Below are 23,473 nucleotides of genomic sequence, written 5' to 3' on the forward strand. Positions count from 1 at the left end.
CGGCCGTGCCGGGCCACCCCGATTGAGGGCGCACCGCGCCCTCCAACTTGTTGAAGGAAACACGATGTCTTCTGTGGGAATTGGTGCCGTGCCCGGTCCGGGTCGGACGGGTGCAGGCTGGCTCGACAAGGAGCGAACCATTGCCGGCGCAGGCTTCAACCGCTGGTTGGTGCCCCCGGCTGCACTCGCGATTCACCTGTGCATCGGCATGGCGTACGGCTTCTCGGTGTTCTGGCTGCCGCTGTCCAAGGCGGTGGGCGTCAAGTGCGGTCCCGAGGTGGGCTTCTGGGCGGAGTTCTTTGCCAGCCATTGCGACTGGAAGATCTCCACGCTGCAACTCATGTACACGCTGTTCTTCGTGTTCCTGGGCTGCTCGGCCGCGCTGTGGGGCGGCTGGCTGGAGCGGGCCGGCCCGCGCAAGGCGGGCGTGGTGTCGGCCATGTGCTGGTGCGGCGGCATGCTGATCTCGGCGCTGGGCATCCATCACCACCAGCTGTGGCTGATGATCCTGGGCAGCGGCGTGATCGGCGGCATCGGCCTGGGGCTGGGCTACATCAGCCCGGTGAGCACGCTGATCAAGTGGTTCCCGGACAAGCGCGGCATGGCCACGGGCATGGCCATCATGGGCTTTGGTGGCGGCGCCATGATTGGCTCGCCGCTGGCGGCCGAGTTGATGAAGATCTTTGCCACCGCGTCGGACGTGGGCGTCACGCAGACCTTCGTCGTGATGGCCCTGGTGTACTTCGTGTTCATGCTGGGCGGTGCCCTGGGCTACCGCGTGCCGCCCACCGGCTGGAAGCCGGAAGGCTGGACGCCGCCGGGCGCACAAGCCAGCAACGCCATGATCACGCAGCGCCATGTGCACGTGAAAAAGGTCTGGGGCATTCCGCAGTTCTGGCTGGTGTGGATCGTGCTGTGCATGAACGTCTCGGCCGGCATCGGCGTGCTGGGCATGGCCAGCCCCATGCTGCAGGAAGTGTTCGGTGGCTCGCTGATCGGCATTCCGGCCAAGTTCGGTGAACTCGACAAGGCCCAGCTCACCGCCATCGCGGGCGTGGCCGCCGGCTTCACCGCGCTGCTGAGCCTGTTCAACATCGGCGGCCGCTTCTTCTGGGCGAGCCTGTCGGACAAGCTGGGCCGCAAGATGACCTACGTGGTGTTCTTCGTGCTCGGCGGGCTGATGTACGCCAGCATTCCCAGCAGCGCGGGCGCAGGCTCCAAGCTGCTGTTCGTGGGCGCGATGTGCGTGATCCTGAGCATGTACGGCGGCGGCTTTGCCACCGTGCCGGCCTACCTGGGCGACCTGTTCGGCACGCAGATGGTGGGCGCCATCCATGGCCGCCTGCTCACCGCCTGGGCCACGGCGGGCATCTTCGGCCCGATGGTGGTGACCTACATGCGCGAGTACCAGCTGGGCCTGGGCCTGCCGCGCGAGCAGGTCTACAACCAGACCATGTACATCCTCGTGGGCATGCTGGTGGTGGGCTTGATCGCCAACTTGATGATCCGCCCCGTGGCCGACAAGCACTTCATGACGGACGACGAACTCGCCCACGAGAAGAAGCTGGCGCACGAGCGCGCCGTGGCCGCCGAAGTGGGCCGGGGCCAAGGCGCCTCGGCCGCCACCGCGCCGGTGGTGGTGGTGCTGGCCTGGGCAGCCGTGGGCCTGCCGCTGGCCTGGGGTGTCTACAAGACCCTGATCAGCGTCGGCAAGTTCTTCCACTGAGTCGGGACCGAGGACAGCACCTGCGTGCTGTCCGACGCCCGACGAAGGCCTTGCCGCATGCCCGCGGCAAGGCATGAGCCTGGCCTGCTAGGCTGACCGCCCCGTGAGCCGCACAGGCCACGGGGCTTTTGCGCATGACGAGCGAACCATGAGTGAACAAAAGATCGAGCTCTACGACGGCCCGGCCGGCGGCTGGGGCGCGTTGAAGAGCGTGGCCCGCACGCTGAACGAGCAGGGCATTGCCGTCAAAGGCGCCAAGACCCTGCTGCACGCCAATCAGGCGGATGGCTTTGACTGCCCGGGCTGCGCCTGGCCCGACCGCGACCATCGCTCCACTTTCGAGTTCTGCGAGAACGGCGCCAAGGCCGTGGCGGCCGAGGCCACCGCGCGCCGCGCCACGCCCGAGGTCATCGGTGCGAAGACGCTGGCCGAGTGGGCCGAGGTGTCGGACTACGAACTGGAAGCCACCGGGCGCCTGACCGAGCCGATGGTCTATGACCCCGAGACCGACCGCTACCAGCGCACCACCTGGGACGCCGCCTTCGCGCTCATCGCGCAGGAACTGCAGGCCCTGCCGGACCCCAACCAGGCCATCTTCTACACCTCGGGCCGCACCAGCAACGAGGCCGCCTTCCTGTACCAGCTGTTCGTGCGTGAGTACGGCACCAACAACTTCCCTGACTGCTCCAACATGTGCCACGAGCCCAGCGGCTCGGGCCTGCGGCCCACCATTGGCGTGGGCAAGGGTACGGTCACGCTGGCGGACTTCGAGCAGGCCGACTGCATCCTGGTGTTTGGCCAGAACCCGGGCACCAACCACCCGCGCATGCTGGGCGAGCTGCGCGCGGCGCGCAAACGCGGCGCCAAGATCATCAGCTTCAACCCGCTGCGTGAACGGGGCCTGGAGCGCTTTGCCGACCCGCAGAACGCGATGGAGATGGCCACACTCGGCGACTCGCCGATCAGCAGCCACTACTTCCAGCTGAAGGTCGGTGGCGACTTCGCCTTGCTGATGGGCATGTGCAAGCGCGTGGTGGAGCGCGGTCTGCTGGACCACGCCTTCATCGCGGAGCACACCCACGGGTTCGACGCCTTCATCGCCAGCCTGCAGGCCCAGCCCTGGGCGCCGCTGGTGGCCGCCTCGGGCCTCACGCAGGCGCAGATCGAGCAGGCGGCCGACCTCTACGCCAGCAGCGAGCGCGTCATCGCCTGCTGGGGCATGGGCATCACCCAGCACCGGCATTCGGTGGCGACCATCCAGATGATCGTCAACCTGCTGCTGCTGCGCGGCAACCTGGGCCGCCCGGGTGCGGGCGCGTGCCCGGTGCGCGGCCACAGCAACGTGCAGGGCGACCGCACCATGGGCATCTTCGAACGCCCCGCGCCCGCTTTCCTGGACAAGCTCGGCGAGGTGTTCGGCTTCACGCCGCCGCGCGCGCACGGGCACGACACCGTGGGCGCCATCGAGGCCATGCTGGCCGGCCACGGCAAGGTCTTCATCGCCATGGGCGGCAACTTCGCCGCCGCCACGCCCGACACCGCTGCCACCTGGCGCGCGTTGCGCCAGTGCGAGCTGACGGTGCACATCACCACCAAGTTCAACCGCAGCCACGTGGTGCACGGCCGCAAGGCGCTGGTGCTGCCGGTGCTGGGCCGCACCGAGGTGGATCTGCAAGCCAGCGGCCCGCAGGGCGTGACGGTGGAAGACTCCATGAGCATGGTGCACCTCTCGCACGGCATGAACGCGCCGGCGTCGGAGCACCTGCTGTCCGAGCCCATGGTGGTGGCGCGCATGGCCGCGGCCACGCTGCGCGGCAGCCGCACGCCGTGGCTGCAGCTGGCCGGCAACTACGCCGCCATCCGCGACAAGATCGAAGCCGTGCTGCCGGACTTCGCCGGCTTCAACGACAAGCTCCAGCAGCCCGGGGGCTTTCGGCTGCGCAACACCGCCAGCGAGCGGGTGTGGGTCACGGCCAGCGGCAAGGCGCAGTTCAGCACCCACGCCTTGCCGACGGACCTGGCCACCGAACGCATCGCCGCCCGCCAGCGGGACCAGCGCGTGTTCACCCTCACCACGCTGCGCTCGCACGACCAGTACAACACCACCATCTACGGCCACGACGACCGCTACCGCGGCGTCTATGGCCACCGCCGCGTGGTGTTCATCCATGCGGACGACCTGAAGGACCTGGGCCTGAAAGCCGGCGATTGGGTGGACATCACCAGCCTGTACTGCGCCGAAGGCAGCCAGGACGTGCAGCAGCGCCGGGCCGAGCGGTTTTTGCTGGTGGCCTACGACATCCCGCGCGGGTGTCTGGCCAGCTACTACCCCGAGACCAACCCGCTGGTGCCGCTGGAGAGTTTTTCCATCACCGCGCGCACGCCGACGAGCAAGTCCATTCCCGTCGTGCTGACCCGCCATGCTGAGCCCGGCCCTGCTGCTGCAGACGCTGCATGAGCTGGCGCCCGGCGGCGAGCCGGTGGCGCTGACCCGGCTCGCCAAGCGGCTGGACGAGCGCGTGAGCGTGCTGCTGCGCGAGCTCACGCTGTTGAGCGACGCCTCGATGGGCGGTGTGCCCGGCCCGGGGCTGGTGCAGCTGGCGTGTGACGACGCCGGCCGCTGGACGGTGCGCCTACTCGCCTAAGCGTTCCAGCAGCGCCGCGTCCAGGATGTCGATGCTGCGGTAGCCCAGCTTCAGCGCGCCAGCCTTGGCCAGTTCGCCCAGCTCCTTGCTGAGCGTCTGGCGTGTCAGCCCCAGCATCATGGCCAGCGCTTCTTGCGACACCGGCAGCTGCTGCCGGGGTTGCGCGGCCAGCGTGGCGTCGCCCCGCGCCAGCAGGGCCAGCCGGCGCGCCAGGCGGGCGCGGGTGGGCCGCAGCGTGGCGTCTTCCACAATGCCGAACAGCGTGCGCAGCCGGCCGGCCATCAGGCGGGCCAGTGCGGTGGCGAAGGCGTTGTCTTGCATCAGCCGCGCAAACGCGGCGGCCGGCACCGCGAACACGCCGGTGGCGCCCACGGCGGTGGCGTCGTGCACGCGCGGGCCGCCGTCCAGCAGCGAGATCTCACCGAACCAGTTGCCCGGCTCCAGCACCGCGAGGATGGACTCGGTGCCGTCTGCCGCCGTGCTGCTGGCCTTGATCGCGCCGTGGCACACCGCGTGCCAGTCGCCCGGCGCGTCGCCCTGGCGGAACAGCACCTCGCCGGGGCTGAGTTTCTGCACCCGGCCCGCCGCCAGCACGGCCTCGGCCAGCGCAGGCGGCAGCGACGCAAACCACGGGTTGGCACGCAGGGCATCGAGTTCGGGCATGCCCGGAATTGTCGGGTTTCAGGCAGAGCGCGCCGCCCCTCGCATGCCCCAATCGCGCCTCACAACCACTTCAGGAGACTGCGATGACGACCTCTGTGCGCGACCACGTGAGCGCCGAAGAATGGGCCCTGCGCCAAGACCTGGCGGCCTGCTACCGGCTGGTGGCGCAGATGGGCTGGGACGACCTCGTCTTCACCCACATCAGCGCCCGCGTGCCCGGCCCCGAGCACCACTTCCTCATCAACCCCTACGGGCTGATGTTCGACGAGATCACCGCCAGCAACCTCGTGAAGGTGAACGGCCAGTGCCAGAAGGTGATCGACTCGCCCCACCCGGTAAACCCGGCAGGCTTCGTCATCCACAGCGCCGTGCATGCCGCCCGCCCGGACGTGCAGTGCGTGCTGCACACCCACACCACCGCGGGCGTGGCCGTCAGCGCCCAGGCCGACGGCGTGCTGCCCATCTCGCAGCAAAGCACCTTCGTGCTCGCCTCGCTGGGCACCCATGCGTATGAAGGCGTGGCCTTCCGCCCCGACGAGGGCCCGCGCCTGCAGGTCGACCTGGGCGCGAACACCTTTCTGCTGCTGAAGAACCACGGCCTGCTGACCGTGGGCGGCTCGGTGGCCGATGCCTTCCTGGCCATGCACACCTTCGAGTCCACCTGCCGCATCCAGGTCGCTGCGCAAAGCGGTGGCGGCGCGCTGACGGCGGTGGACCCCGCCATCCTGCGCGGCACGGCCGAGGCGATGCGCGTGCAAACCGGCGGGCTGGGCGGCGCCTTCGTATGGCCGGCCCTGCTGCGCAAGCTGGACCGCACGGCGCCCGACTTCCGGGCCTGACGCGATGAACGCGCTTGTTCTGACGAACGCGCTGCTGGTGGCGCTGGCGGTGGTGATGGCGGGACTGGGCCTGTCGCTCACGCTGGACGACTTCCGCCGCCTGCGCGCCCACCCCGGCGCGGCGCTGCTGGCCCTGGGCCTGCAGGTGGTGGTGCTGCCGCTGGCGTGCGTGGCGGTCATCGCCGCGTTTCAGCTGCCGCCGCTGTATGCGGTGGGGCTGATGCTGCTGGCCGCTTCGCCCGGGGGCATCACGGCCAACCTGTTCAGCCATTTGTTCGGCGGGCATGTGGCCATGAACTTGTCGCTCACGGCGCTGAACACCGTGCTGTCCCTCGTCACGCTGCCGCTCATCGCCAACGGTGCGATTGCGCACTACGCGGGCGGCGGGCAGGTGGTGCCGCTGCCGTGGCAGAAGCTGGTGGAGGTGATTGCCGTCATCGCGGTGCCGGTGGTGCTGGGCATGGTGGTGCGCCGCGCGCGGCCGGCGTGGGCGGCGCGCTTGGACCGGCCGGTGAAGGCGCTGTCTGCCGTGCTGCTGGTGGTGCTGACCGTGGCCGCCATCGCCAAGGAGCGCGAGGCGCTGCTGAGCGCCGCGGGCGAGCTGGGCGGCGCGGTGCTGGTGTTCAACCTGCTGAGCCTGGCGGCGGGCTATGGCCTCGGGCGGCTCGTGCGCCTGCCGCGGCCGCTGTGCATCGCCATCGGCTACGAGGTGGGCGTGCACAACTCCACGCTCGCGCTCTACCTGGCCCTGGGCGTGCTGCAGCAGTTCGCGGTGGCGCTGCCGGCGGCGCTGTACTCGGTCAGCATGTACGTCACGGCACTGGCCTTCGGCTTCTGGCTGCGGCGACACTCGGCCGCATGAAACTCCTCGGCCGCCTCAGCTCCATCAACGTCCGCAAAGCGATGTGGACTGCTGCCCAGCTGGGCCTGCCCCTCGATCGCGAGGACTGGGGCGCCGGCTTTCGCTCGCCGCAGGAGGCCGCCTACCTGGCGCTCAACCCCAACGGCCTCATCCCCGTGCTCATCGACGGCGACTTCGTGCTGTGGGAGAGCAACAGCATCTGCCGCTACCTCGCCGCCAAGGCCGGCGCCACGACCCTGCTGCCGGCCGACCCGCAGCGCCGCGCCCGCGTGGAGCAGTGGATGGACTGGCAGGCCGGCGAGTTGAACAACAGCTGGCGCGTGGCCTTCATGGCGCTGGTGCGCGGCCAGCCCGCCACGGCCGAGGCCATTGCCGCCAGCGTGGCTGGCTGGAACCGGCACATGGCGCTGCTGGACGCGCAGCTCGCCAACACCGGCGCCTTCGTCTGCGGGCCCGAGTTCACGCTGGCCGACGTGGTGCTGGGCCTGTCCGCCCAGCGCTGGCTGAACGCCCCCATCGAGCGCCTGGAACTGCCGGCCGTGGCCGCCTGGATGCAGCGCCTGGCCGCGCGGCCAGGCTTTGCCGAGTTCGTGGGCAACGGAATGCCCTGACTCAGCCCGCAAAGTTGAACCGCACCACCGCCACCGCCAGCGCGAACAGGTAGCCGCAGGCGAAGCGGTCGATGCGCAGCAGCGGCTCGCCGCGCCGGGCGCGCCACAGGCCGATCAGCGTCATGGCCCCGCCTGCCAGCACCGGCGTCACCACCAGGTTCAGCAGCCGCGGCCAGCCCTCACGCGTGAAGTGACCGGGGAACAGCCACACGCTGACGGCGCCCACCAGCCCGCCCAGCAGCAGGTAGCCCAGCGCGGCCACCCACACATTGGGCTGGCGCTGAAACGGCTGGGCCAGCGAGCGCAGGCCCAACTCCACGAGCAGTTCGCCGCAGACCTGGAAGATCAACTCCAGCAGCAGTTCCAGCAAGATCTCCAGGGCGGCCTCCGGGTGCGGTGCAAACAGGAATGGGGTGAGGGGCGCAGCCTAGCCCAGCCGGCTGCTGACCCGCGTCGGTTCCTGCATGTGAAAAAGGCCCACGGCCGACGCCGTGAGCCTGGGGCGCGGGCGAGGTGGCTGCGCTGCGTGCTGTCCGGCTCAGCCCAGCCGCACCGGCACGAAGATCTGCTGGCCGTCGCGCGCCACCAGCAAGGCCACCGAGGCGGGCTTGCTCTTCAGCGCCTCGCGCACCTGCTCCACGTTGTCCACCGGCTTGCCGTTCAGGGCGAGCAGCACATCGCCGGGTTGCACGCCGGCCAGCTGGGCCGGGCCGGTCACGCGCTCCACCAGCAGGCCGCGGTCCAGGCCGGCGCTGCGCAGCTCCTGCCGTTCCAGCGGCCGCAGCGCCAGGCCCAGCTGGCCACCTTGCGGGGCGGCGCTGGCCTCTTGCACGTCCTTGTCGGCGCGGCCCAGCGGCACGGTTTCGTTCAGTCGGGTCTTGTCGCGCCACAGCTCCAGCCTGAGCTTGTCGCCCGGGCGGGCCAGGCCCACGCGGCTGGACACATCGCCCGCCACGCGCACCGGCTCGCCGTCGATGGCCGTGATCACATCCCCTGCCTTCAGCCCCGCCTTGGCCGCAGCGCTGCCCGGCACCACGCTGGACACCAGAGCACCGTCCGGCGCCTCCAGCCCGAAGGACGAAGCCAGCGGGGCCGACAGGTCTTGCAGCGTCACGCCCAGGCGGGCGTGCTCCACCTTGCCGTGGGCCACGATCTGGTCCTTGATCTTCAGCGCCACGTCGATGGGAATCGAGAACGCCAGGCCCTGGAAGCCGCCGCTTTGCGAGTAGATCTGCGCGTTCACGCCCACCACGCGGCCGGCGGCGTCGAACAGCGGGCCGCCGGAGTTGCCGGGGTTCACGGCCGCGTCGGTCTGGATGAAGGGCACCACGTTGCTGTCGCCTGGCAGCGAGCGGCCCTTGGCGCTGACGATGCCCTGGCTGGCCGACTGCTCGAAGCCGTAGGGCGAGCCGATGGCCAGCACGTAGTCGCCCACCTGCACCTGCTTGGGGTCGCCCAGCTGCACGGTGGGCAGGTTCTTGGCGTCCACCTTCAGCACAGCGATGTCGGTGGCCGGGTCGCTGCCCAGCACCTGGGCCGAGAACTCGCGCCGGTCGCTGAGCTTCACCGTCACCTGCTTGGCTTCACGCACCACGTGGGCGTTGGTCAGGATCAGGCCGTCCGTGCTGATGATGAAGCCCGACCCCTGGCCGCGGAAGGGTTGAGCGCTGCGAGGCTGCATGCGCAGGCCCGGAACGCCGCGGAAGAAGCGGAAGAACGGGTCGTTCTCCAGCCCCGGCATGGCCGCGCTGCCCGCGCCCTCGCCGTCGTCATTACCCGACGCGTTGTTGCTCGCCTTGTGCAGGCCGGCCACGGTGATGCCCACCACGGCCGGGCCTTGCGTTTGCACGATGGCGCGGTAGTTGGGCGTCTGCCCCGGCGGCAACGGTGCGACTGGCGCCGCCGGCGCCGTCACCGCGGCCACCGCGGCAGCCGTGGGCGTGAGCCGTGCCGGCCCGTCGCCGGTGGCCGGGGCGCTGCTGGGCGCCTTGTTCTGCAGCCAGGTCGGCAGCGTCCAACCCGACGCGGTGGTGGTCAACGTCACGCCGGCGGCCAACAGGGCGGCGGCGGTGGCCGTCAGTGCAGTCTTGGTGTTGCGGGTCATCGAGTGCTCCTCAGTCCAGCGGCGGTGCGGCCGGTTGCGAGTCACTCTAGGCAGCGTGCGTGAGGGCTGCGTGAGGCGAAGGTGAGGCCAAGGTTAAGGCCGCCGACCGCGCGTTGGCTGGTGGATCGGGAGGTTGCGCGGGGGCGCCCCCCAGGGTTCCTTGGAGTGAGCCCGCTGGCGGGCGGGCCTCACGTGCTCAGCGCTCAGCTGCCCTGCTTGCTGTGCAGGTTGGGAACGAACAGGTCGGTCCACTTGGCCGGCTTGGTTTTGATGGTGCCGGCTTTGCTCATGAACACGGCGTAGTCCATGACGCTGACCGGTGTGGTGGAGAACTTCATGGCCGGGTCGGCCAGCATCTTCTCCACCTCGTCCATGCTGACCTTGGCGTTGGACACCTTCAGATAAATCTGGGCGGCGGCTTTGCGGTCCTTGGCGATCAGCGCATTGGCCTCTTCCTGGGCAGCGAGGAAGGCGTTCACGTGCTTGGGGCGATCGTCCACGAAGCGTTTGGCGGCAAAGACCACATCCAAGGTGATGTTGCCGAGGACCTCCGTCGAGTCGAAGACGCGATGGACCTTGGGGTTCTGGGCCTCGATGTACGCGAACGGCGGCGAGGTGAGGTGGGCGTTGATTTCCGTCTTGCCTGTGAGCAAGGCGTTCATGGCTTCGGGGTGAGCCAGGCTGACGGTGTTGGCATCCAGCTTGTCGTACTGGTCCACACCGAACGTCTTGGCCGCCACCATCTGCAGGATCACCGCGGAGAGCGAGGTCTTGATGCCCGGGATCGCGATCTTGTCCTTGGGGCCGATGTCCTTGAGGCTCTTGACGGCCGGATTGGTGGTGTTGAGCCACAGGGCTGAGCTGCTGAGTGCGCTCAGGCCGATCACTTCCGATCGCGGGATGCCCCGTGCCTTGGACCACAGCGTGATGAAGCCCGGTGCACCGATTCCGGCGATGTCGAGGTTGCCGGCCAGCATGGCGTCGTTGATCACGTTGCCGCCGTCCAGCACGATCCAGTTGACCTGGACCGGGCCCAAGCCCATGGCCTGGGCCTGCTTCTCGATGAGGCCCTGATCGCGCATCACCATCAGCGGCAGGTACAGCAGCCCGTGGCCGTGCGAGATGCGGATCTTTTGCTCCTCCGCGTGGGCGCTGCCGGTGAATGCCAGCGTGGCGGCCAAGGCCAGCGCCATGCGGCGCGTGAATCGATTCAACATGTGTGTCTCCTGGATGTAGTTCGGGTTCAGTGCTGCATGCCCCAGCGGCGAATGGTTCGGCGTTCGATGGCGGCAAACAGCACGTTCTCGACCACCAGCCCAATCAAGATCACGAAGAACAAGCCGGCGAACACGTTGGCGGTTTCCAGCTGATTGCGGTTCTCGAAGATGAACCAGCCCAAGCCGCCTTTGCCCGACGACACGCCGAACACCAGCTCGGCGGCAATCAACGTTCGCCAGGCAAAGGCCCAGCCGATCTTCAAGCCGGTCAGGATGGCGGGGAACGCGGCCGGGATCAGGATGCGCCCCACCAGCGCAAAGTTGCCCAGGCCGTAGTTCTGGCCCACCATGCGCAGCGTTTTGGACACCGCGCGAAAGCCGCCGTGGGTGTTCAGCGCCACAGCCCACAGCACCGAGTGCACCACGACAAAGATCACGCTGCCCGTGCCCAGGCCGAACCAGATCAGCGCAAGCGGCAGCAGCGCGATGGCAGGCAGTGGGTTGAACATGGACGTGAGCGTTTCCAGCAGATCGGTGCCAACGCGCGAACTGATGGCCACCGTGGTGAGCACGGCTGCACCCGTCACGCCAATGCCGTAGGCCACCAGCAGCACCTGCAGCGACACGCCGGCACGCTCCAGCAGCACGCCATCCGCAATGCCCTTCACGAACGCGGTCACCGTCTCCAGAAAGGTGGGAAACAGCAGCGCGTTGTCGAGCCAGCGGCCGTACAGCTCCCAGATGGCAGCGAGCACGGCCAGGATGACGACCTTGCGCAGTCCGCTGTGGCGGTACAGGGCATCGAACGTCGACAGCGGTCGTTGTGCCACGCTTTCAGAGGGCGGGGCGATGTCCAGCACGATCTCGGGCCGTGCAACTTGAGGGGTGGTCATGTTCATGGCGATCAGTGGAAGAGCATGGCGTCGATGCGGGCTTCGAGCTCGGCCTGTTTGGCTGTTCCCAGTTCTGCGGGGGCCACGCTGTTGAGCTCGGCCTTCACGCGGCCCGGGTGCGGCGACAGCAACAGAATGCGGGTGCCGATGCGAACGGCTTCGTCGATGGAGTGCGTCACGAACAGCACCGTGAAGCGGGTGTCGTCCCACAGCTGCAGCAGTTCCTCCTGCATCTTGCGGCGGGTCAGGGCATCGAGTGATGCGAAGGGCTCGTCCATCAAGAGCACCGTGGGTTCCATGGCCATGCCGCGGGCAATCGCCACGCGCTGCTTCATGCCGCCCGACAGCATGTGCGGGTAGCTGTTCGTGAAGCGCGCCAGGCCCACTTTCTCGATGTAGTGGTCGGCCCGGTCGCCGGCTTCAGCGCCCCTCAGGCGGCCGCTGGATTCCAGCGCAAAGATCACGTTCTGGCGAACGGTCTTCCAGGGCAGCAGTTGGTCGAACTCCTGGAACACCATCATGCGATCGGGGCCCGGGCCATGCACCGGTGTGCCGTTCAGCAGGATCTGACCCTCGCTCGGCGTGATGTAGCCGCCGATGGCTTTGAGCAAGGTGGACTTGCCGCAGCCCGACGGGCCGAGCAGCACGAAGCGGTCTGAGGGGTGCACTTGGAAGTCGACCCGACTGGTCGCCGTGACCAGTGCATCGTCGGTTTTGTATTGCAGCGTCACGCCCTGCACATGCAGCAGCGGACGCCCGGTGTGGGCGCTCATGGCTTGTCTCCTTGCCTGTTGTGTGCTGGGCAGATTAGGCTTGGACTCTGTTGTGAATCTGACCGAATGCGCATCCTGCTTGTTGAAGACACCGAAGACGTGGCCGAGGGGGTCATTGCCGTGCTGCGGCATACCGGCCACACCGTCGACTGGCAGGTGGATGGGCGTCAAGCCGAGAGCCTGGCGATGCACGGCGACTACGACTTGGTCATCCTGGACGTGATGCTGCCGGGCCTGGACGGGCTGTCCTTGCTGCGCCGGATGCGTGATGCGGGCGTGGCCTCGCCGGTGCTGATGCTGACCGCGCGCATCCACCTCGACGACCGCGTGGATGCTTTGGATCTGGGGGCTGACGACTACCTCACCAAGCCGTTTGCCTTTCGGGAGTTGGAGGCCCGCGTGCGGGCCTTGCTGCGCCGACGCGCGGGCGATGCGACCAACCTGCTTCAGTGCGGTGCCATCGGCATCGATCGCAAGACGCGCAACGTGACCGTCGCGGGTGCGGCCGTGGATCTGTCGCGCCGTGAGGTGACGCTGCTGGAAATCATCGCTGCCCGGCCGGGGCGGATCTTCAGCAAGGAAGAGCTGATCGATCGTTTGTTCAGCGTGGACGACGCGCCCAGCGCCAATGCCGTCGAGCAGGTGATTGCGCGGTTGCGGCGCAAGCTGGAGGGCGCAGGGGTGGAGATCAAGACCCTGCGGGGCCTGGGCTACCAGTTGGTCGTCACGCCGTGAGGTGGCAACCTCGATCGCTGTATGCGCGGCTGGCGCTGGCGCTGACGCTGGTGTTGGGCGCGGCGGGCTCGGGCTTGCTGGTGGCGGCCTGGTGGTACGCGAGCGTGGCGGCTGATGAGGCGTACGACCAGATCCTGGTGTCCGGTGCGCTGCAGATTGCGGAGAACACCTGGCTGAACAAGGGTGTGCTGGATGTGGATGTGCCGTTGGCGGCTTTTGCCGTCTTGTCGGCCCGTGACCGCGTGTTCTACCAAGTGCTGGACCCTCAACGCCGCGTGGTGGCCGGAGACCCGTCGCTGCAGGTGGCGGTGCCGTGGGAAGGCATCAAGCGAGGGCCGGTCCTGTTGAGCGCCGTCGTTCAGGAGCAGCGAGTGCGTGTGGCCATCGTGGGGCGGCACGTGATGCCGCAGGACCCGCAGGGGTGGGCGGCCGTTGTGCTGGCCGAAACCCAAATCGCACGAGGGACGTTGGCGCAGAGTCTGGCCACCAAGGCGCTGTGGATCATTGGGTTGATGGGGGTCATCACCATCGGCGCTGCCATGGTGGCTGCGCAGCGCGCGTTGAAGCCCTTGCACGACGTGGCCCGCGCGATCGGCGCACGTGACGCCGCCTCCCGCGATCCCCTGGTGGTCGAGGCGCCGCCAGAAGCCGAAGTGCTGGTGCAAACCATCAACGACTTCATTGCGCGGCTCAATGCACGCATCGCGCTGATGCGACGCGTGATGGGGGATGTGGCCCATCAAATTCGCACGCCGCTGGCTGCCATTGCATCGCAGGTGGAGTTGTGGGAGTACGCGCCGGACGAGGCGACGCGGCGGGTGCAAGCGCAACGCATCAAGACGCGGCTGGAGGACGTGGGCGAACTGTCCAGTCAGATGCTGAGTCATGCCCTGGTGTTGCACCGCTCCCAGGGCGTGAGCATGGACAGGGTGGACCTCGTGGACCTTGTGCGGCAGCAGTTGATGCAACAACTGGAAGACCGGCCCGCGAGGCAGGTCGATGTCGAGTTCACTGCGCCGGACCAGCCGGTCTGGACATGCGGTGATGCGGTCATGCTCAAGGAGGCCGTGCGCAACGTGCTGGGCAATGCGCTGACGTATGGCGTGCGAACGCGCTTGTGCGTGGCGGTGAAGTCCACGGCATCTCACGCCGAGATTTGCGTGGAAGACGATGGGCCGGGCATTGAGCCGACGCGCTGGGACGCGCTGCGCCGCCCCTTCACGCCACGTGGTGACGGCCGCATCGGCGCCAGCCTGGGCTTGTCCATCGTGGACGAAGTGATGCGGGCCCACGGGGGCGAGCTGCGTTTCGAGGCCCCGGCCTCGGGCGGCTTTCGGGTCGTGCTTCGCTTGACGCTGGAACTGCAGCTGACGGGTGCGTGAAGCGGGCAGCGGCGAGGGGGCGCTGCGCTGGACGCCCATTCAGCGCCGTGCCGGCACCTCGTAGCTGAAGTCCGCGCGCGAGGTCGGGCCGGACGCGGGTGCGGCCCCGGGCGGTGCGGTGCGCCGGTAGTCCACCCGCACCCGCTGGGCATCGACGCTCACGCGCAGGTGCCCGCTGTTGGGGTGCACCACCGCGCCGGGGTAGGCCTCGGCGAAGTAGAGCGCCTCGTGGGGGTCGGCGGGTTCGGGCACGGTTTGGTAGATCACGCCGTCCAGGGTCTCGCGGGCGGAGACATGGTCATGGCCCTGGAAAAAAATCGTCACGCCCGTGCGCACGAAGAGCGCGTGGATGGGCTCGGGCCAGCCCGGGCGGCGGGTGGCGAATTCGTCGCGGCCGCGGCGGTCTTGGCCGCCCCACTCGTACAGCCGCGCCAGGCCCGCGCCGCCGCGCCCGGTGCCCAGCACGTGGTGGGCGAACACGAACTTGTACTTGGCGCGGCTTTGCGTCAGCGTCTCACGCAGCCAGCGGTACTGGGCCTCGCCCAGGGTGTTGTTCCAGAGGTCACGGCCGCCCTTGCTGCCCCCCGTGTCACCGCCCTTGTCGCCACCTTTGTCCCGCGAGCCCAGCGCGTTGTCCACCGGCTGGGGGCTGTGCCAGTACGGGTCGATCACCACGAACAGCGCGTCGCCCCAGGTCCACGCGTGGTAGTCGCGCAGCAGGCCGATGTGAGGCACTTCGAGCGTGTCGCCGCTGTAGAAGCGGTTGGGCGCGGGCTGGGGGTAGAGCCGGTTGCGTGCGTTCTGGGCCCACACCGCCACGTTGTGGGGCGTGCCGTCGAGGTTGGCGGCGGCCGCCTGCTCGTGGTTGCCGTTGACCAGAAACACCGGCGCGCTTTGCCCCACGAGGGCGAGAAACGGGCGCTGCAGCCGGTAGCGCTGGGTCACGGTGGCGGCGTTCAGCTCGGGCAGGGTGTCGACGCTGAAGTCGTCGCCCAGCGTGAGGTAGAAGTCCGGCCGATCGGCCGCCGCGGCGCGCAGGGTCTGGGCGTACATCGCCGCATCGAACTGGTGGCCACGCTCGGGGTGGCTGTCGCCCTGCAACGCGAAGCTGAACGCCTCGCCCGGTGCCCGCTGGGTGTGGAAGGCGTGCTCCGCCCCGGTGTCGAAGCGCTCAGCGCCCACGCGGCGCGACAGCAGCCGGTAGCGCTGCGCCCGCCCCGGGGCCAGGCCGGTGAGTTCGATCTCGGCCGGCTCGCCGGGTTCGAGCTGGCGCAGCGGTGTGCGGCGCCAGGCGGCCTCGCCCTCGCTCGCAAACTCCACCACGGCTTCCAGGCGGTCGGCGCTCAGCACGTTCAGCGTCACGCTGTCGCGCGTGGGCCGGCCCAGCAGCACCGAGAGGCGGTCCAGCGCGGCCACATCGGCGGGCAGCACCAGCGCGGGTTGTCGGCCCCTGCCGCCGCGTTCGCCTCGTTCGGCTTTCTCGGTGGGGCCGCGGCGGCGGGCGCCGTCGTCGTCGGCCTGGGCCAACGCGGTGTGGGCCGCCACGGCCAGCAGCGTGGCCCACAGCAGCCGGGGCAGGTGCCGCTTCATGGCGCCCCCAGTTCGGCGCGGTGCAGCACTCGCGGGCTGGCACCTTCGGTGGCCACGTATTCCGCGATCACGCGCTCCGGCGTGCAGCGCAGGCGCAGGTAGCCGCCTTCGCCGCGCACCACGCCGCTGCGGTAGCCGTAGTCGGCGCCGGCCTGGGTGTGGCCCGGGCCGCTGTGGCCGGGCTGGGGTACCTCCACGTAGGCGATGCCGTCCAGGCTCTGCCAGGCAAAGAGGTGGTCGTGGCCGTGGAACACGGCCGTCACGCCGGTGCGCCGCAGCAGCGCGTGGATGGGCTCGGCCCAGCCGGGGCGGTGGGCTGCCAGGCCGTCGCTGCCATCGGCGTTGCGGCCGCCCCATTCGCCGTAGCCGGCGGCCTCCACGCCGCCGCGGCCCTGGCGGTCCAGCCCGCCCAGCAACTGGTGCACGAACACCAGCTTGTGCCGTGCGCGGCTGTGCTGCAGGGTGTCGCGCAGCCAGCGGGTTTGGGCCTCGCCGAGCGACAGACCCCAGCGGTCGTCGCTGCGCCCGGTGGGGCCGTGCCAGTAGGGGTTGAGCACGACGAACAGCGTGTCGCCCCAGGTCCAGGCGTAGTAGTCCTGCAGGCGGGCGCCGTCGGGGTGGCGGGTCTCGTCGCCCGTGTAGATGTAGCCCGGCTCGGGGTTCGCGAAATGCCGGCGCCGCATGGCGTTGGCCCAGTCGGCCAGGCTGTCGGAGCCGCGGCGCAGCTTGGCCTCTTCGCCGTCGTGGTTGCCCAGCACCAGAAACACCGGCAGGCCCAGTTGGCCGAGGTAGTGGTGCTGCTGGGCGTACTGCGCGGCGGCGGCCTCGCGGCTGGCGTGCTTGTCCACCATGAAGGTGTCGCCCAGGTCGATGTGGAAGTCCGGCGCGTCGGCGCGGGCTGCGGCCAGGGTGCGCTGGTAGAGGGTGGGGTCGGTGTTCTGGTCGAGGTGGGAGTCGGCGGTCAGCGTGACGGTGAAGCTCGCACCGGCCGCACGCGCGGTGTGCCAGCCGCCCTGGGCCAGCGTGCGGCCATCCTCGGCGCGTAGCTCGTAGCGGTAGGCCCGGTCGGCGGCCAGGCCGTCCAGGCGCAGCAGCAGGGGCTCGCCCTGGCGCAGCGTCAGGCGGCGCTCGCCGCCGGCCGCGTCGGGTTCGCGGGCCTGCCAGCGCAGCACCACGGCCTCGTCGCGCCGCGCGGCGCGCAGGCTGAGCGTGACGGCCGTGGCCTCGGGCCGGCCCGGCACCACGTCCACCTCGGGTTGGGCGGTGAAGGGGGCGGGCTGGTGCGCCGGGCCTTGGCGCTCGGGCGGCGGCCCGGGCCGGCCGCGCGGCCGGCCGTCTTGTGCGTGGCTGGCGGCGAGCAGCAGCCCGGCAGCAGCCATCAGCAGGAGGGGGCGCAGGCGTCGCGGCATGGGGTGGGGCGTGTCAGCGGCCGAGTGTGCGGGGCTTCAGGGGCGCGGCACGGTCCAGCGGTCGTCCACCTGCGCATTTTTGCGCGTGGCGGTCTCGTCCTTGGGCAGCCAGGCGCGCACGTACTCGCTGGTCACGCCGGCGGGGCTCACGGTCACGCGCAGGTGGCCCGAGCTGCTGGCGATGGTGCCGCTGGTGTAGTGGTAGGCCTGGGCCAGGCTGGCGCCGCTGCTGGTGTTGGCCGCACTCGGCTGGGGCACCTCCTGGTAGACGATGCCGTCGAGCTGCTGGCGGGCGTAGAGGTGGTCGTGCCCGTGGAACACCGCCGTCACCTTGTTCTGCACCAGCAGGGTGTGGATGGGCGCGGCCCAGCCGGGGCGGTGCGCCGCAAAGCCGTCGCTGCCGTCGAAGTTCTTGCCGCCCCACTCGAAGAAGGGCGCGGCCTCCACGCCGCCGCGCATCTGCCCGTCCAGCCCGCCCACCAGGTTGTGCAGGAAGACGAACTTGTAGGCCGCGGTGCTGGTGGCCAGGGTGTCGGCCAGCCAGCGGTACTGGCGCTCGCCCAGGGTGAGGTTCCAGCCGTCTTTGCTGGCCTGGGCGGTGCTGTTCCAGTAGGGGTCCAGCACCACAAAGAGCGCGTCGCCCCACTGCCAGCTGTACCAGGCGGCACGCGTGCCGGTGATGGGGTCGGGCTGGGTGTCACCGCGGTAGAAGAAGCCCGGCTGCGGGTTGGCGAAGTAGGTCTGCCGCGCCTGCGTGGCCCAGGCGGGCAGGGCCTGGGCGGTGCGGGTGTCCAGCCAGCCCAGCTCGCCGTCGTGGTTGCCGTTGACGAGGAAGAGCGGCACCGAGTGGCTGAAGCGTCCGAAGTTCACCCGCTCGTAGGCGTAGCGGCGGTTCACGGTGGCGGCGTCGGGCGCCATCTGCACGAGGGCCGCCAGCGGGTCGCTGTGCTTCTCGGTCATGAAGGTGTCGCCCAGGTCGATGTGGAAGTCCGCCCGGTCGGCCAGCACGTTGTCCAGCGTGCGTTGGTACAGCGCGAGGCTGGAGTTTTCGTCGAGGTGCGAGTCGGCCTGCAGCGTGAAGCTGAAGCTCGCGCCGGCGGCCCGGGCCGTGTGCAGGGCGTAGTCAGGGCTGGCCGTGGCGCTGCCGGCGCCTGTGGCGGTGAACAGCAGCCGGTAGCGGTAGGCCGTGTCGCCCTGCAGGTTGCCCAGCGTGAGGCTGGCCACCTCGCCGGCTTTCACAGCCACTGCCGCGCTCTGCAATTCAGCCCCGCCGGCCTGCGGCGCGTAGGCCACCACGAGGGAGCCGGTTTGGTCCGCACTCAGCAGCTTGAGCGTGACCGTGCTGGCCGTGGGCGCACCCAGCAGCACGCTGCCGTTGAAGGCCGCCCCCGGGGTGGGGGCAGGGGCGGGCGCTGGGCTGGGCGCCGGAGTGGGCGCAGGGCTTGGCGCAGGGCTGGGGGCAGGCGTTGGTGCCGGGGTGGGTGCCGGGGTGGGGGCGGGTGCAGGCGTAGGTGCGGGCGCGCTGCTGCCACCCCCACCGCAGCCGCTGGCAAGCGCCACGGCCAGCAGCAGCGGGGCGGCGGGGTGGGCCCACGCGGAGCGGCGAGGTGACGGGGCTGGGCTCATGGTGGTGCTCATGGCGGGGTTCATGGCAAGGGTCAGGGCAGCGTGTAGCTGAAGACGGGTTTGCCGCTGAGCTGGGTGGCCGTTTCGTCCTTCGGCAGGAAGGTGCGCACGTACTCCACCTTCACGCCCGTGGGCGTCACGTTCACCCGCGTGTAGCCGCTGTTGGGGAACTTGTCGCCGCTCAGGTAGGCGTCGCCGTTCCAGAGCGTGTAGTTCGGGTCGGCGGGCTCGGAGACGGTCTGGTAGGTCACGCCGTCGAGCTGCTGGCGCACCCAGATGTGGTCGTGCCCCTGGAAGAAGATGCTCACGCCGGTGCGGGCCATCAGCTGGTGCAGCGGCTCGGTCCAGCTGGGGCGCTGGGTGGGGAAGTCGAAGCTGCCGTTGGCGCTCTGCCCGCCCCATTCCCACAGCTTGGCCAGCTCCACGCCGCCGCGCCCGGTGCCCATCACATGGTGGGCGAACACGAACTTGTACTTGGCGCGGCTGCCCTCCAGCGTGGCCTTGAGCCAGCGGTACTGCGCGTCGCCATGCGTCACTTGCCACATCTCGCTGCGCTTGGCGCCGTTGCCGAACACGTTGTCCACCGCCACCGGCGAATGCCAGTAGGGGTCGATCACCACGAACAGCGCGTCGCCCCAGGTCCAGGCGTAGTAGTTGCGCAGCAGCCCGATGTGATTCACCGGCGTGGTGTTGCCGCTGTAGAAGGCGTCGGGTGCGGGCTGCGCGTAGTGCGCGTTGCGCGCCGTTTGCGCCCACACCGCCACGTTGTTGGGCGTGCCGTCCAGCAGGTAGCCGGCCGCCTGCTCGTGGTTGCCGTTGACGAGGTAGATCGGCGCCTGGCGCCCCAGCAGGCCGAGGTAGGGGCGCTGCAGCGTGTAGCGGCCCGTCACCTGCGCGGCGTTGATGGTGGCCGGGTCCAGCGTGTCCACGCTGAAGTCGTCGCCCAGCATCACGTAGAAGTCCGGCCGGTCGGCCGCCACGGTCAGCAGGGTGCGGGTGTAGAGGTCGGGGTCGAACTGCGTCTTGAGCCGCTCGGGGTGCGAGTCGCCCTGCACCGCAAAGCTGAAGCTGCTGCCCGCCGGCCGCGCGGTTTGAAAGCTGTACTCCGTGCCCGGCTCGCCGCTGGCCGCGCCCGTGGGCTGAAAGTAAAGCCGGTAGAAGTGGCGCGTGTTCGCCGCCAGGCCGTCCAGCAGCACATCCACCGGCTCACCCGCCACCAGGGCCACGGGCGCCGTCTTGCGGTCCAGTTGGCCCGACACCGTTCCGTAGGCCACCCACACCTGGCCGGCCTGATCGGGCGAGAACACGTTGGCGTGAATGCTGGTGGCGCTGGGGCTGCCCAGCACCACGTTGCCGGTGAAGCTGCTGGTGCCGGGCGCCGGTGCGGGTGTCGGTGCGGGCGTGGGGGCAGGTGCAGGTGCAGGAGATGGCGCCGGCGCAGGCACCGGGGCTGGGGCGGGCGCCGGTGTGGGCGCAGGGGTTGGCGTGGGTGCGGGCGTGGGTGCGGGCGTGGGGGCCGAGCTGCCACCGCCGCAGGCGCTCACCGCCAGGGCGCAGGCCAGCACCCAGGCCCCCGCCGCCCAGGGCCTGGGGCAGCCTTCCGGCAACGTGGGGGCAAGCGGCAGCGGCGTCTTCATCATGGCCGCGGATGCTAGGAACCGCCGCCCCGCGCTGAATGACAAATTCGTCAGCCGCCGCCGGGCGTTTCTGACAGCACGGTCATGCAGCCGCGGCGCAGGTGGGTTGAAGTTCAGGCTCCATCCACGAACTTGGCGTCACCCCATGTCACTTCGCCTCGCCTCCTCGCTGATCCTGGCCGTGAGCGCCGCCACCCTGCCTGCGCTGGCTGGCACCCACGCCGCTGCCAAAGCCGGCGTGCAGCAAGACAAGCAAAAACTCGCCATCGACAAAGCCCAGCTCAAGGCCGACAAAGCCGCCGGCAACAAAACCGCCGTCGCGGCCGACAAGGCGGCGATCCAGGCCGACAAGCAGCAGCTCGACACCGACCGGGCGGCGGGGAAGGGCCAGACGGCGGGGCATTGAGCCCGGTGGCCGCAGCCAACGACGGCACGCTTGGCTTCGCCGTCGCTTTCACCCGACTCGGTGAGCGAGCCAGCCAGGCCGGCCCCGCACGCCACAAGGCCCGTAGGTTGGCGGTGAGCGCAGTGAACCCCAACGAAGCCCGCGACCCGTCGGGCCACGCCTGTCTCGCCTTAAAGACCCGGGTTGGGGTTCGTGAATTCACCCCAACCTACCGGGCTGAGCGGTCGGCAAGGCAATTGAACTGAACGACGGCAGCGCCGCGAGAGCGGACAATCCCGCGCTGACGTCTAGCTCTTTTGCCTCAGCACTGTTTCGTCGCCCCCATGCACAAGCTGATTAGTTCGCTCGTCCTAGTGGCGCTCACAGGTGCGTGCCGCGCCGACACCTTCGAGCCAGCCTTGCGATTGGCTCTGCCTGACAAGGTCGCGGGCATGTCCCTTGTCCTCTCGACTCGATCAGTGCAAACGGAAAGAGGTGCCAACTACGGTTGGCTTAGTGACGACTCGGAGCACACGTCTGGTTTCGTCACGGTAAACGTCCGTGGCGCCGAGCCCATCCCGGACGGCATCGAATCGCCTGCGATCAGGGGCGAGTTCGGCGAACGCATTGCCAAGATCGAACGTAAGCTGCCAAACGGCCGCGGGCCTGATCTCATCGGGCCGAGCGATCCGAGGCGGACCGCATACCCGGGTTGCGGCCCGCAATTCCTCTGGACCGCTTACACCTCGGAGTCGGACGAGGGGGTGAAGGTCTGGAGCGTCTACCTTTTGGCCATGAACAGCCACTTTGTGGAGGTAACGACCGGATACCTGGCGGACGACGAGACGGGTCGAGAAGTCGCCGATCGATTCGTCCAGGAAATGCGCAAGGTGCTGGGGCACTGCAGATAGCGGCGGGCACCGCCCATCGGCAGCTCCTCGCCGAATTCAGACAGTGGTGCCTTTGACGCCGACGACCGCTCCTGGCCGACAAGAGCCCTTCAGCCCAACACAACAGGCCGCACCACCGCCCCACCCGCCGCCCCCGCACCCTTCAGCCACCCCCAAACAACCCCCCCGTCTTCTCCGCCTCCGCCACCCCCGCCGCATCCAGCGGCGCGGCGTAGAGGAACGGCCCCTTGGGGTCGCGGGCGTCGTGGGGGCTGCGGTCGCGCAGGGCCTGGAGTTCGGTGCGTTGGCTCAGCGTCAGGGTCTGGCCGATCTGGGCGAAGGCCTGGGCTGCGCGGAAGGACAGGTCGCCGTCGAGCTCGCCGTAGCGGCGCGACAGCGCCAGCACGCGTGACCGGTCGGCGGGCTCGCCGGTGAGCAGGCGGCGCAGCTCGGTGGCGATCTGGCGGCGCACCGTGGCGATCTCCTGCAGCGTGGCGCGTTGTTGTTCGGGCAGGGCCTCCACGAGCGCGCGTTGCGGGCCTGACAGCAGGCTCAAAAACGTGGCGCCCGCGTCGCCGGTCAGCGCGGTGCTGATGGAGAAATCTTGCTTGCCGAGGGCGGGCGCGGTCTTGAGGCCGAAGCCGCCGAAGTACATGGCGTGGCGTTCGGGGCAGAAGTAGGTGTCGGCGTCCAGGCCGCCGCCCTGCCAGGCGAAGAGTTCGCTGGCGTGGGTCATGAGGGCCACGTCCAGCTCGTGCGGCAGGCTGCGGCGCTCGGGCGGCTCGGGGGCGTCGGGCCAGGTGCGGGAGTCGCCGAACTTCAGGCGCGCGAACTGCTCGCGCTGGGTGGGGCTCAGCGAGCGGATCACGCGGGCCATGGCCTCGGCGCGGGCCCAGGCGATCTGGCCGTCCAGCGCGTAGAGCGCGGCCGAGTGGGCGAGCACGGCGCTGCGGTTGAGCGGGCTGCGGGCGGCCGGGCCGGTGCGCTCCAGAGTCTGGCGGAAGGCCTTGATGAGGGGCAGGCGCAGCAGGCCGAAGCGGCGCACGTCGGCCGCCTGGGCGCGGGCGGCGTCGATGAGCACGGCGCGTTGCTCGGGGCTCAGGATGGCCAGCGTGTTGAACGCGATGCGGGTAAGGAAGGCGGGGCTGTGGCCGCCCTCCACGGCATCGGTGTCGCGCAGGTACTGGAAGCCGAAGTAGTCGGACACCTTGCCGGGCGGCAGGAAGGTGTCGGCCGCGAAGTTGCCGGTCAGGAAGGCCAGGCCGCTGAAGGCGAGGGTGTGCAGCTGGGCGCGGTCAGACATCGCCTGCTCCAGCGAGTAGCGCTGGCGCTCGCCCGGGGGCGGCGGGCGCGGCGGGCGGGCGGGGCGCTCGTCGGCCGGCTGGGCCAGGGCGCACGGCAGGGGGAGGGCCGCGGTCAGAGCCCAGGCCAGCAACTGGCGGCGGGGGGCGTGACGAAGGGGGTGGCGGAGCGTCATGGGGCGCAC

21 protein-coding genes are annotated in these 23,473 nt (G+C 69.7%); 10 read left to right on the forward strand and 11 right to left on the reverse strand.

What is annotated here, in order from left to right:
* The first annotated feature begins 64 nt into the window (after positions 1 to 64).
* The 3 genes from ACG01O_RS13240 (at position 65) to ACG01O_RS13250 (ending at position 4,371) form a co-directional block, all read left to right on the forward strand.
* Entirely contained in the window at positions 65 to 1,726 is a 1,662-nt protein-coding gene (locus ACG01O_RS13240) for an OFA family MFS transporter (RefSeq protein WP_394385294.1), read from the forward strand.
* Between the two features lie 148 nt (positions 1,727 to 1,874).
* On the forward strand, positions 1,875 to 4,184 hold the full coding sequence (locus ACG01O_RS13245; RefSeq protein ID WP_394385296.1) for an FdhF/YdeP family oxidoreductase: 2,310 nt from the start codon (positions 1,875 to 1,877) through the stop codon (positions 4,182 to 4,184).
* Entirely contained in the window at positions 4,147 to 4,371 is a 225-nt protein-coding gene (locus ACG01O_RS13250; protein ID WP_394385298.1) for a hypothetical protein, read from the forward strand. Before ACG01O_RS13245 ends, ACG01O_RS13250 begins: the two co-directional genes overlap by 38 nt.
* Here ACG01O_RS13250 and ACG01O_RS13255 read toward each other — a convergent pair.
* Complete coding sequence (locus ACG01O_RS13255) at positions 4,360 to 5,034, reverse strand: Crp/Fnr family transcriptional regulator (protein WP_394385300.1); 675 nt, start codon at positions 5,032 to 5,034, stop codon at positions 4,360 to 4,362. The two genes, ACG01O_RS13250 and ACG01O_RS13255, sit on opposite strands and share 12 nt — an antisense overlap.
* 83 nt (positions 5,035 to 5,117) lie before the next feature.
* Here ACG01O_RS13255 and ACG01O_RS13260 point away from each other — a divergent pair, with 83 nt between their 5' ends.
* Genes ACG01O_RS13260 through ACG01O_RS13270 form a run of 3 tightly spaced genes read left to right on the forward strand, consistent with a single transcriptional unit; the run spans position 5,118 to position 7,346 of the window.
* Positions 5,118 to 5,873 carry a class II aldolase/adducin family protein gene (locus ACG01O_RS13260; protein WP_394385302.1) on the forward strand — a complete coding sequence of 252 codons (756 nt, stop codon included), beginning with the start codon at positions 5,118 to 5,120 and terminating at the stop codon, positions 5,871 to 5,873.
* A gap of 4 nt (positions 5,874 to 5,877) precedes the next feature.
* The gene (locus tag ACG01O_RS13265) at positions 5,878 to 6,735 is read left to right on the forward strand and encodes a bile acid:sodium symporter family protein (protein WP_394385304.1); all 858 of its coding nucleotides are present in this window, start codon (positions 5,878 to 5,880) and stop codon (positions 6,733 to 6,735) included.
* Positions 6,732 to 7,346 (forward strand): glutathione S-transferase family protein, encoded by a 615-nt coding sequence (locus ACG01O_RS13270; protein WP_394385306.1) that lies wholly within the window; start codon positions 6,732 to 6,734, stop codon positions 7,344 to 7,346. Before ACG01O_RS13265 ends, ACG01O_RS13270 begins: the two co-directional genes overlap by 4 nt.
* 1 nt (position 7,347) lies before the next feature.
* Here ACG01O_RS13270 and ACG01O_RS13275 read toward each other — a convergent pair whose 3' ends face one another.
* The 5 genes from ACG01O_RS13275 to ACG01O_RS13295 form a co-directional block, all read right to left on the reverse strand.
* Positions 7,348 to 7,716: a hypothetical protein gene (locus tag ACG01O_RS13275; RefSeq protein WP_394385308.1), complete on the reverse strand. Its 369-nt coding sequence runs from the start codon at positions 7,714 to 7,716 to the stop codon at positions 7,348 to 7,350.
* 168 nt (positions 7,717 to 7,884) lie between these two features.
* On the reverse strand, positions 7,885 to 9,450 hold the full coding sequence (locus ACG01O_RS13280; RefSeq protein ID WP_394385309.1) for a Do family serine endopeptidase: 1,566 nt from the start codon (positions 9,448 to 9,450) through the stop codon (positions 7,885 to 7,887).
* A gap of 203 nt (positions 9,451 to 9,653) precedes the next feature.
* On the reverse strand, positions 9,654 to 10,667 hold the full coding sequence (locus ACG01O_RS13285) for an ABC transporter substrate-binding protein (RefSeq protein ID WP_394385311.1): 1,014 nt from the start codon (positions 10,665 to 10,667) through the stop codon (positions 9,654 to 9,656).
* Between the two features lie 26 nt (positions 10,668 to 10,693).
* Complete coding sequence (locus tag ACG01O_RS13290) at positions 10,694 to 11,566, reverse strand: ABC transporter permease (protein WP_394385313.1); 873 nt, start codon at positions 11,564 to 11,566, stop codon at positions 10,694 to 10,696.
* Between the two features lie 5 nt (positions 11,567 to 11,571).
* A complete protein-coding gene (locus ACG01O_RS13295) occupies positions 11,572 to 12,333 on the reverse strand; it encodes an ABC transporter ATP-binding protein (protein WP_394385315.1) in 762 nt (253 codons plus the stop codon).
* A 66-nt stretch (positions 12,334 to 12,399) separates the two neighbouring features.
* Here ACG01O_RS13295 and ACG01O_RS13300 point away from each other — a divergent pair, with 66 nt between their 5' ends.
* Together ACG01O_RS13300 and ACG01O_RS13305 are read left to right on the forward strand one after the other, a co-directional pair.
* Complete coding sequence (locus tag ACG01O_RS13300) at positions 12,400 to 13,068, forward strand: response regulator transcription factor (RefSeq protein ID WP_394385316.1); 669 nt, start codon at positions 12,400 to 12,402, stop codon at positions 13,066 to 13,068.
* Positions 13,065 to 14,450, forward strand: coding sequence for a sensor histidine kinase (locus ACG01O_RS13305; protein ID WP_394385318.1), 1,386 nt, complete (start codon positions 13,065 to 13,067; stop codon positions 14,448 to 14,450). The genes ACG01O_RS13300 and ACG01O_RS13305 overlap by 4 nt, the downstream gene beginning before the upstream one ends.
* Before the next feature lie 39 nt (positions 14,451 to 14,489).
* Here ACG01O_RS13305 and ACG01O_RS13310 read toward each other — a convergent pair whose 3' ends face one another.
* Genes ACG01O_RS13310 through ACG01O_RS13325 form a run of 4 tightly spaced genes read right to left on the reverse strand, consistent with a single transcriptional unit; the run spans position 14,490 to position 20,715 of the window.
* The gene (locus tag ACG01O_RS13310; protein ID WP_394385320.1) at positions 14,490 to 16,040 is read right to left on the reverse strand and encodes a metallophosphoesterase family protein; all 1,551 of its coding nucleotides are present in this window, start codon (positions 16,038 to 16,040) and stop codon (positions 14,490 to 14,492) included.
* A complete protein-coding gene (locus ACG01O_RS13315; protein ID WP_394385322.1) occupies positions 16,037 to 17,449 on the reverse strand; it encodes a metallophosphoesterase family protein in 1,413 nt (470 codons plus the stop codon). The genes ACG01O_RS13310 and ACG01O_RS13315 overlap by 4 nt, the downstream gene beginning before the upstream one ends.
* A 36-nt stretch (positions 17,450 to 17,485) precedes the next feature.
* Positions 17,486 to 19,099 (reverse strand): metallophosphoesterase family protein, encoded by a 1,614-nt coding sequence (locus ACG01O_RS13320; protein ID WP_394385324.1) that lies wholly within the window; start codon positions 19,097 to 19,099, stop codon positions 17,486 to 17,488.
* An 8-nt stretch (positions 19,100 to 19,107) separates the two neighbouring features.
* Positions 19,108 to 20,715, reverse strand: a complete 1,608-nt coding sequence (locus ACG01O_RS13325) for a metallophosphoesterase family protein (RefSeq protein WP_394385326.1) — start codon at positions 20,713 to 20,715, stop codon at positions 19,108 to 19,110.
* Positions 20,716 to 20,857: 142 nt separating this feature from the next.
* Here ACG01O_RS13325 and ACG01O_RS13330 point away from each other — a divergent pair, with 142 nt between their 5' ends.
* Entirely contained in the window at positions 20,858 to 21,118 is a 261-nt protein-coding gene (locus ACG01O_RS13330) for a hypothetical protein (protein ID WP_394385328.1), read from the forward strand.
* A 323-nt stretch (positions 21,119 to 21,441) separates the two neighbouring features.
* Positions 21,442 to 22,008 carry a hypothetical protein gene (locus ACG01O_RS13335; RefSeq protein ID WP_394385330.1) on the forward strand — a complete coding sequence of 189 codons (567 nt, stop codon included), beginning with the start codon at positions 21,442 to 21,444 and terminating at the stop codon, positions 22,006 to 22,008.
* A 142-nt stretch (positions 22,009 to 22,150) separates the two neighbouring features.
* Here the strand turns inward: ACG01O_RS13335 and ACG01O_RS13340 are convergent, their stop codons facing one another.
* A complete protein-coding gene (locus ACG01O_RS13340; protein ID WP_394385332.1) occupies positions 22,151 to 23,464 on the reverse strand; it encodes a hypothetical protein in 1,314 nt (437 codons plus the stop codon).
* Positions 23,465 to 23,473: the final 9 nt, after the last annotated feature.

Source organism: Pelomonas baiyunensis (assembly GCF_043555935.1).
Lineage (GTDB): Bacteria > Pseudomonadota > Gammaproteobacteria > Burkholderiales > Burkholderiaceae_C > Pelomonas > Pelomonas baiyunensis.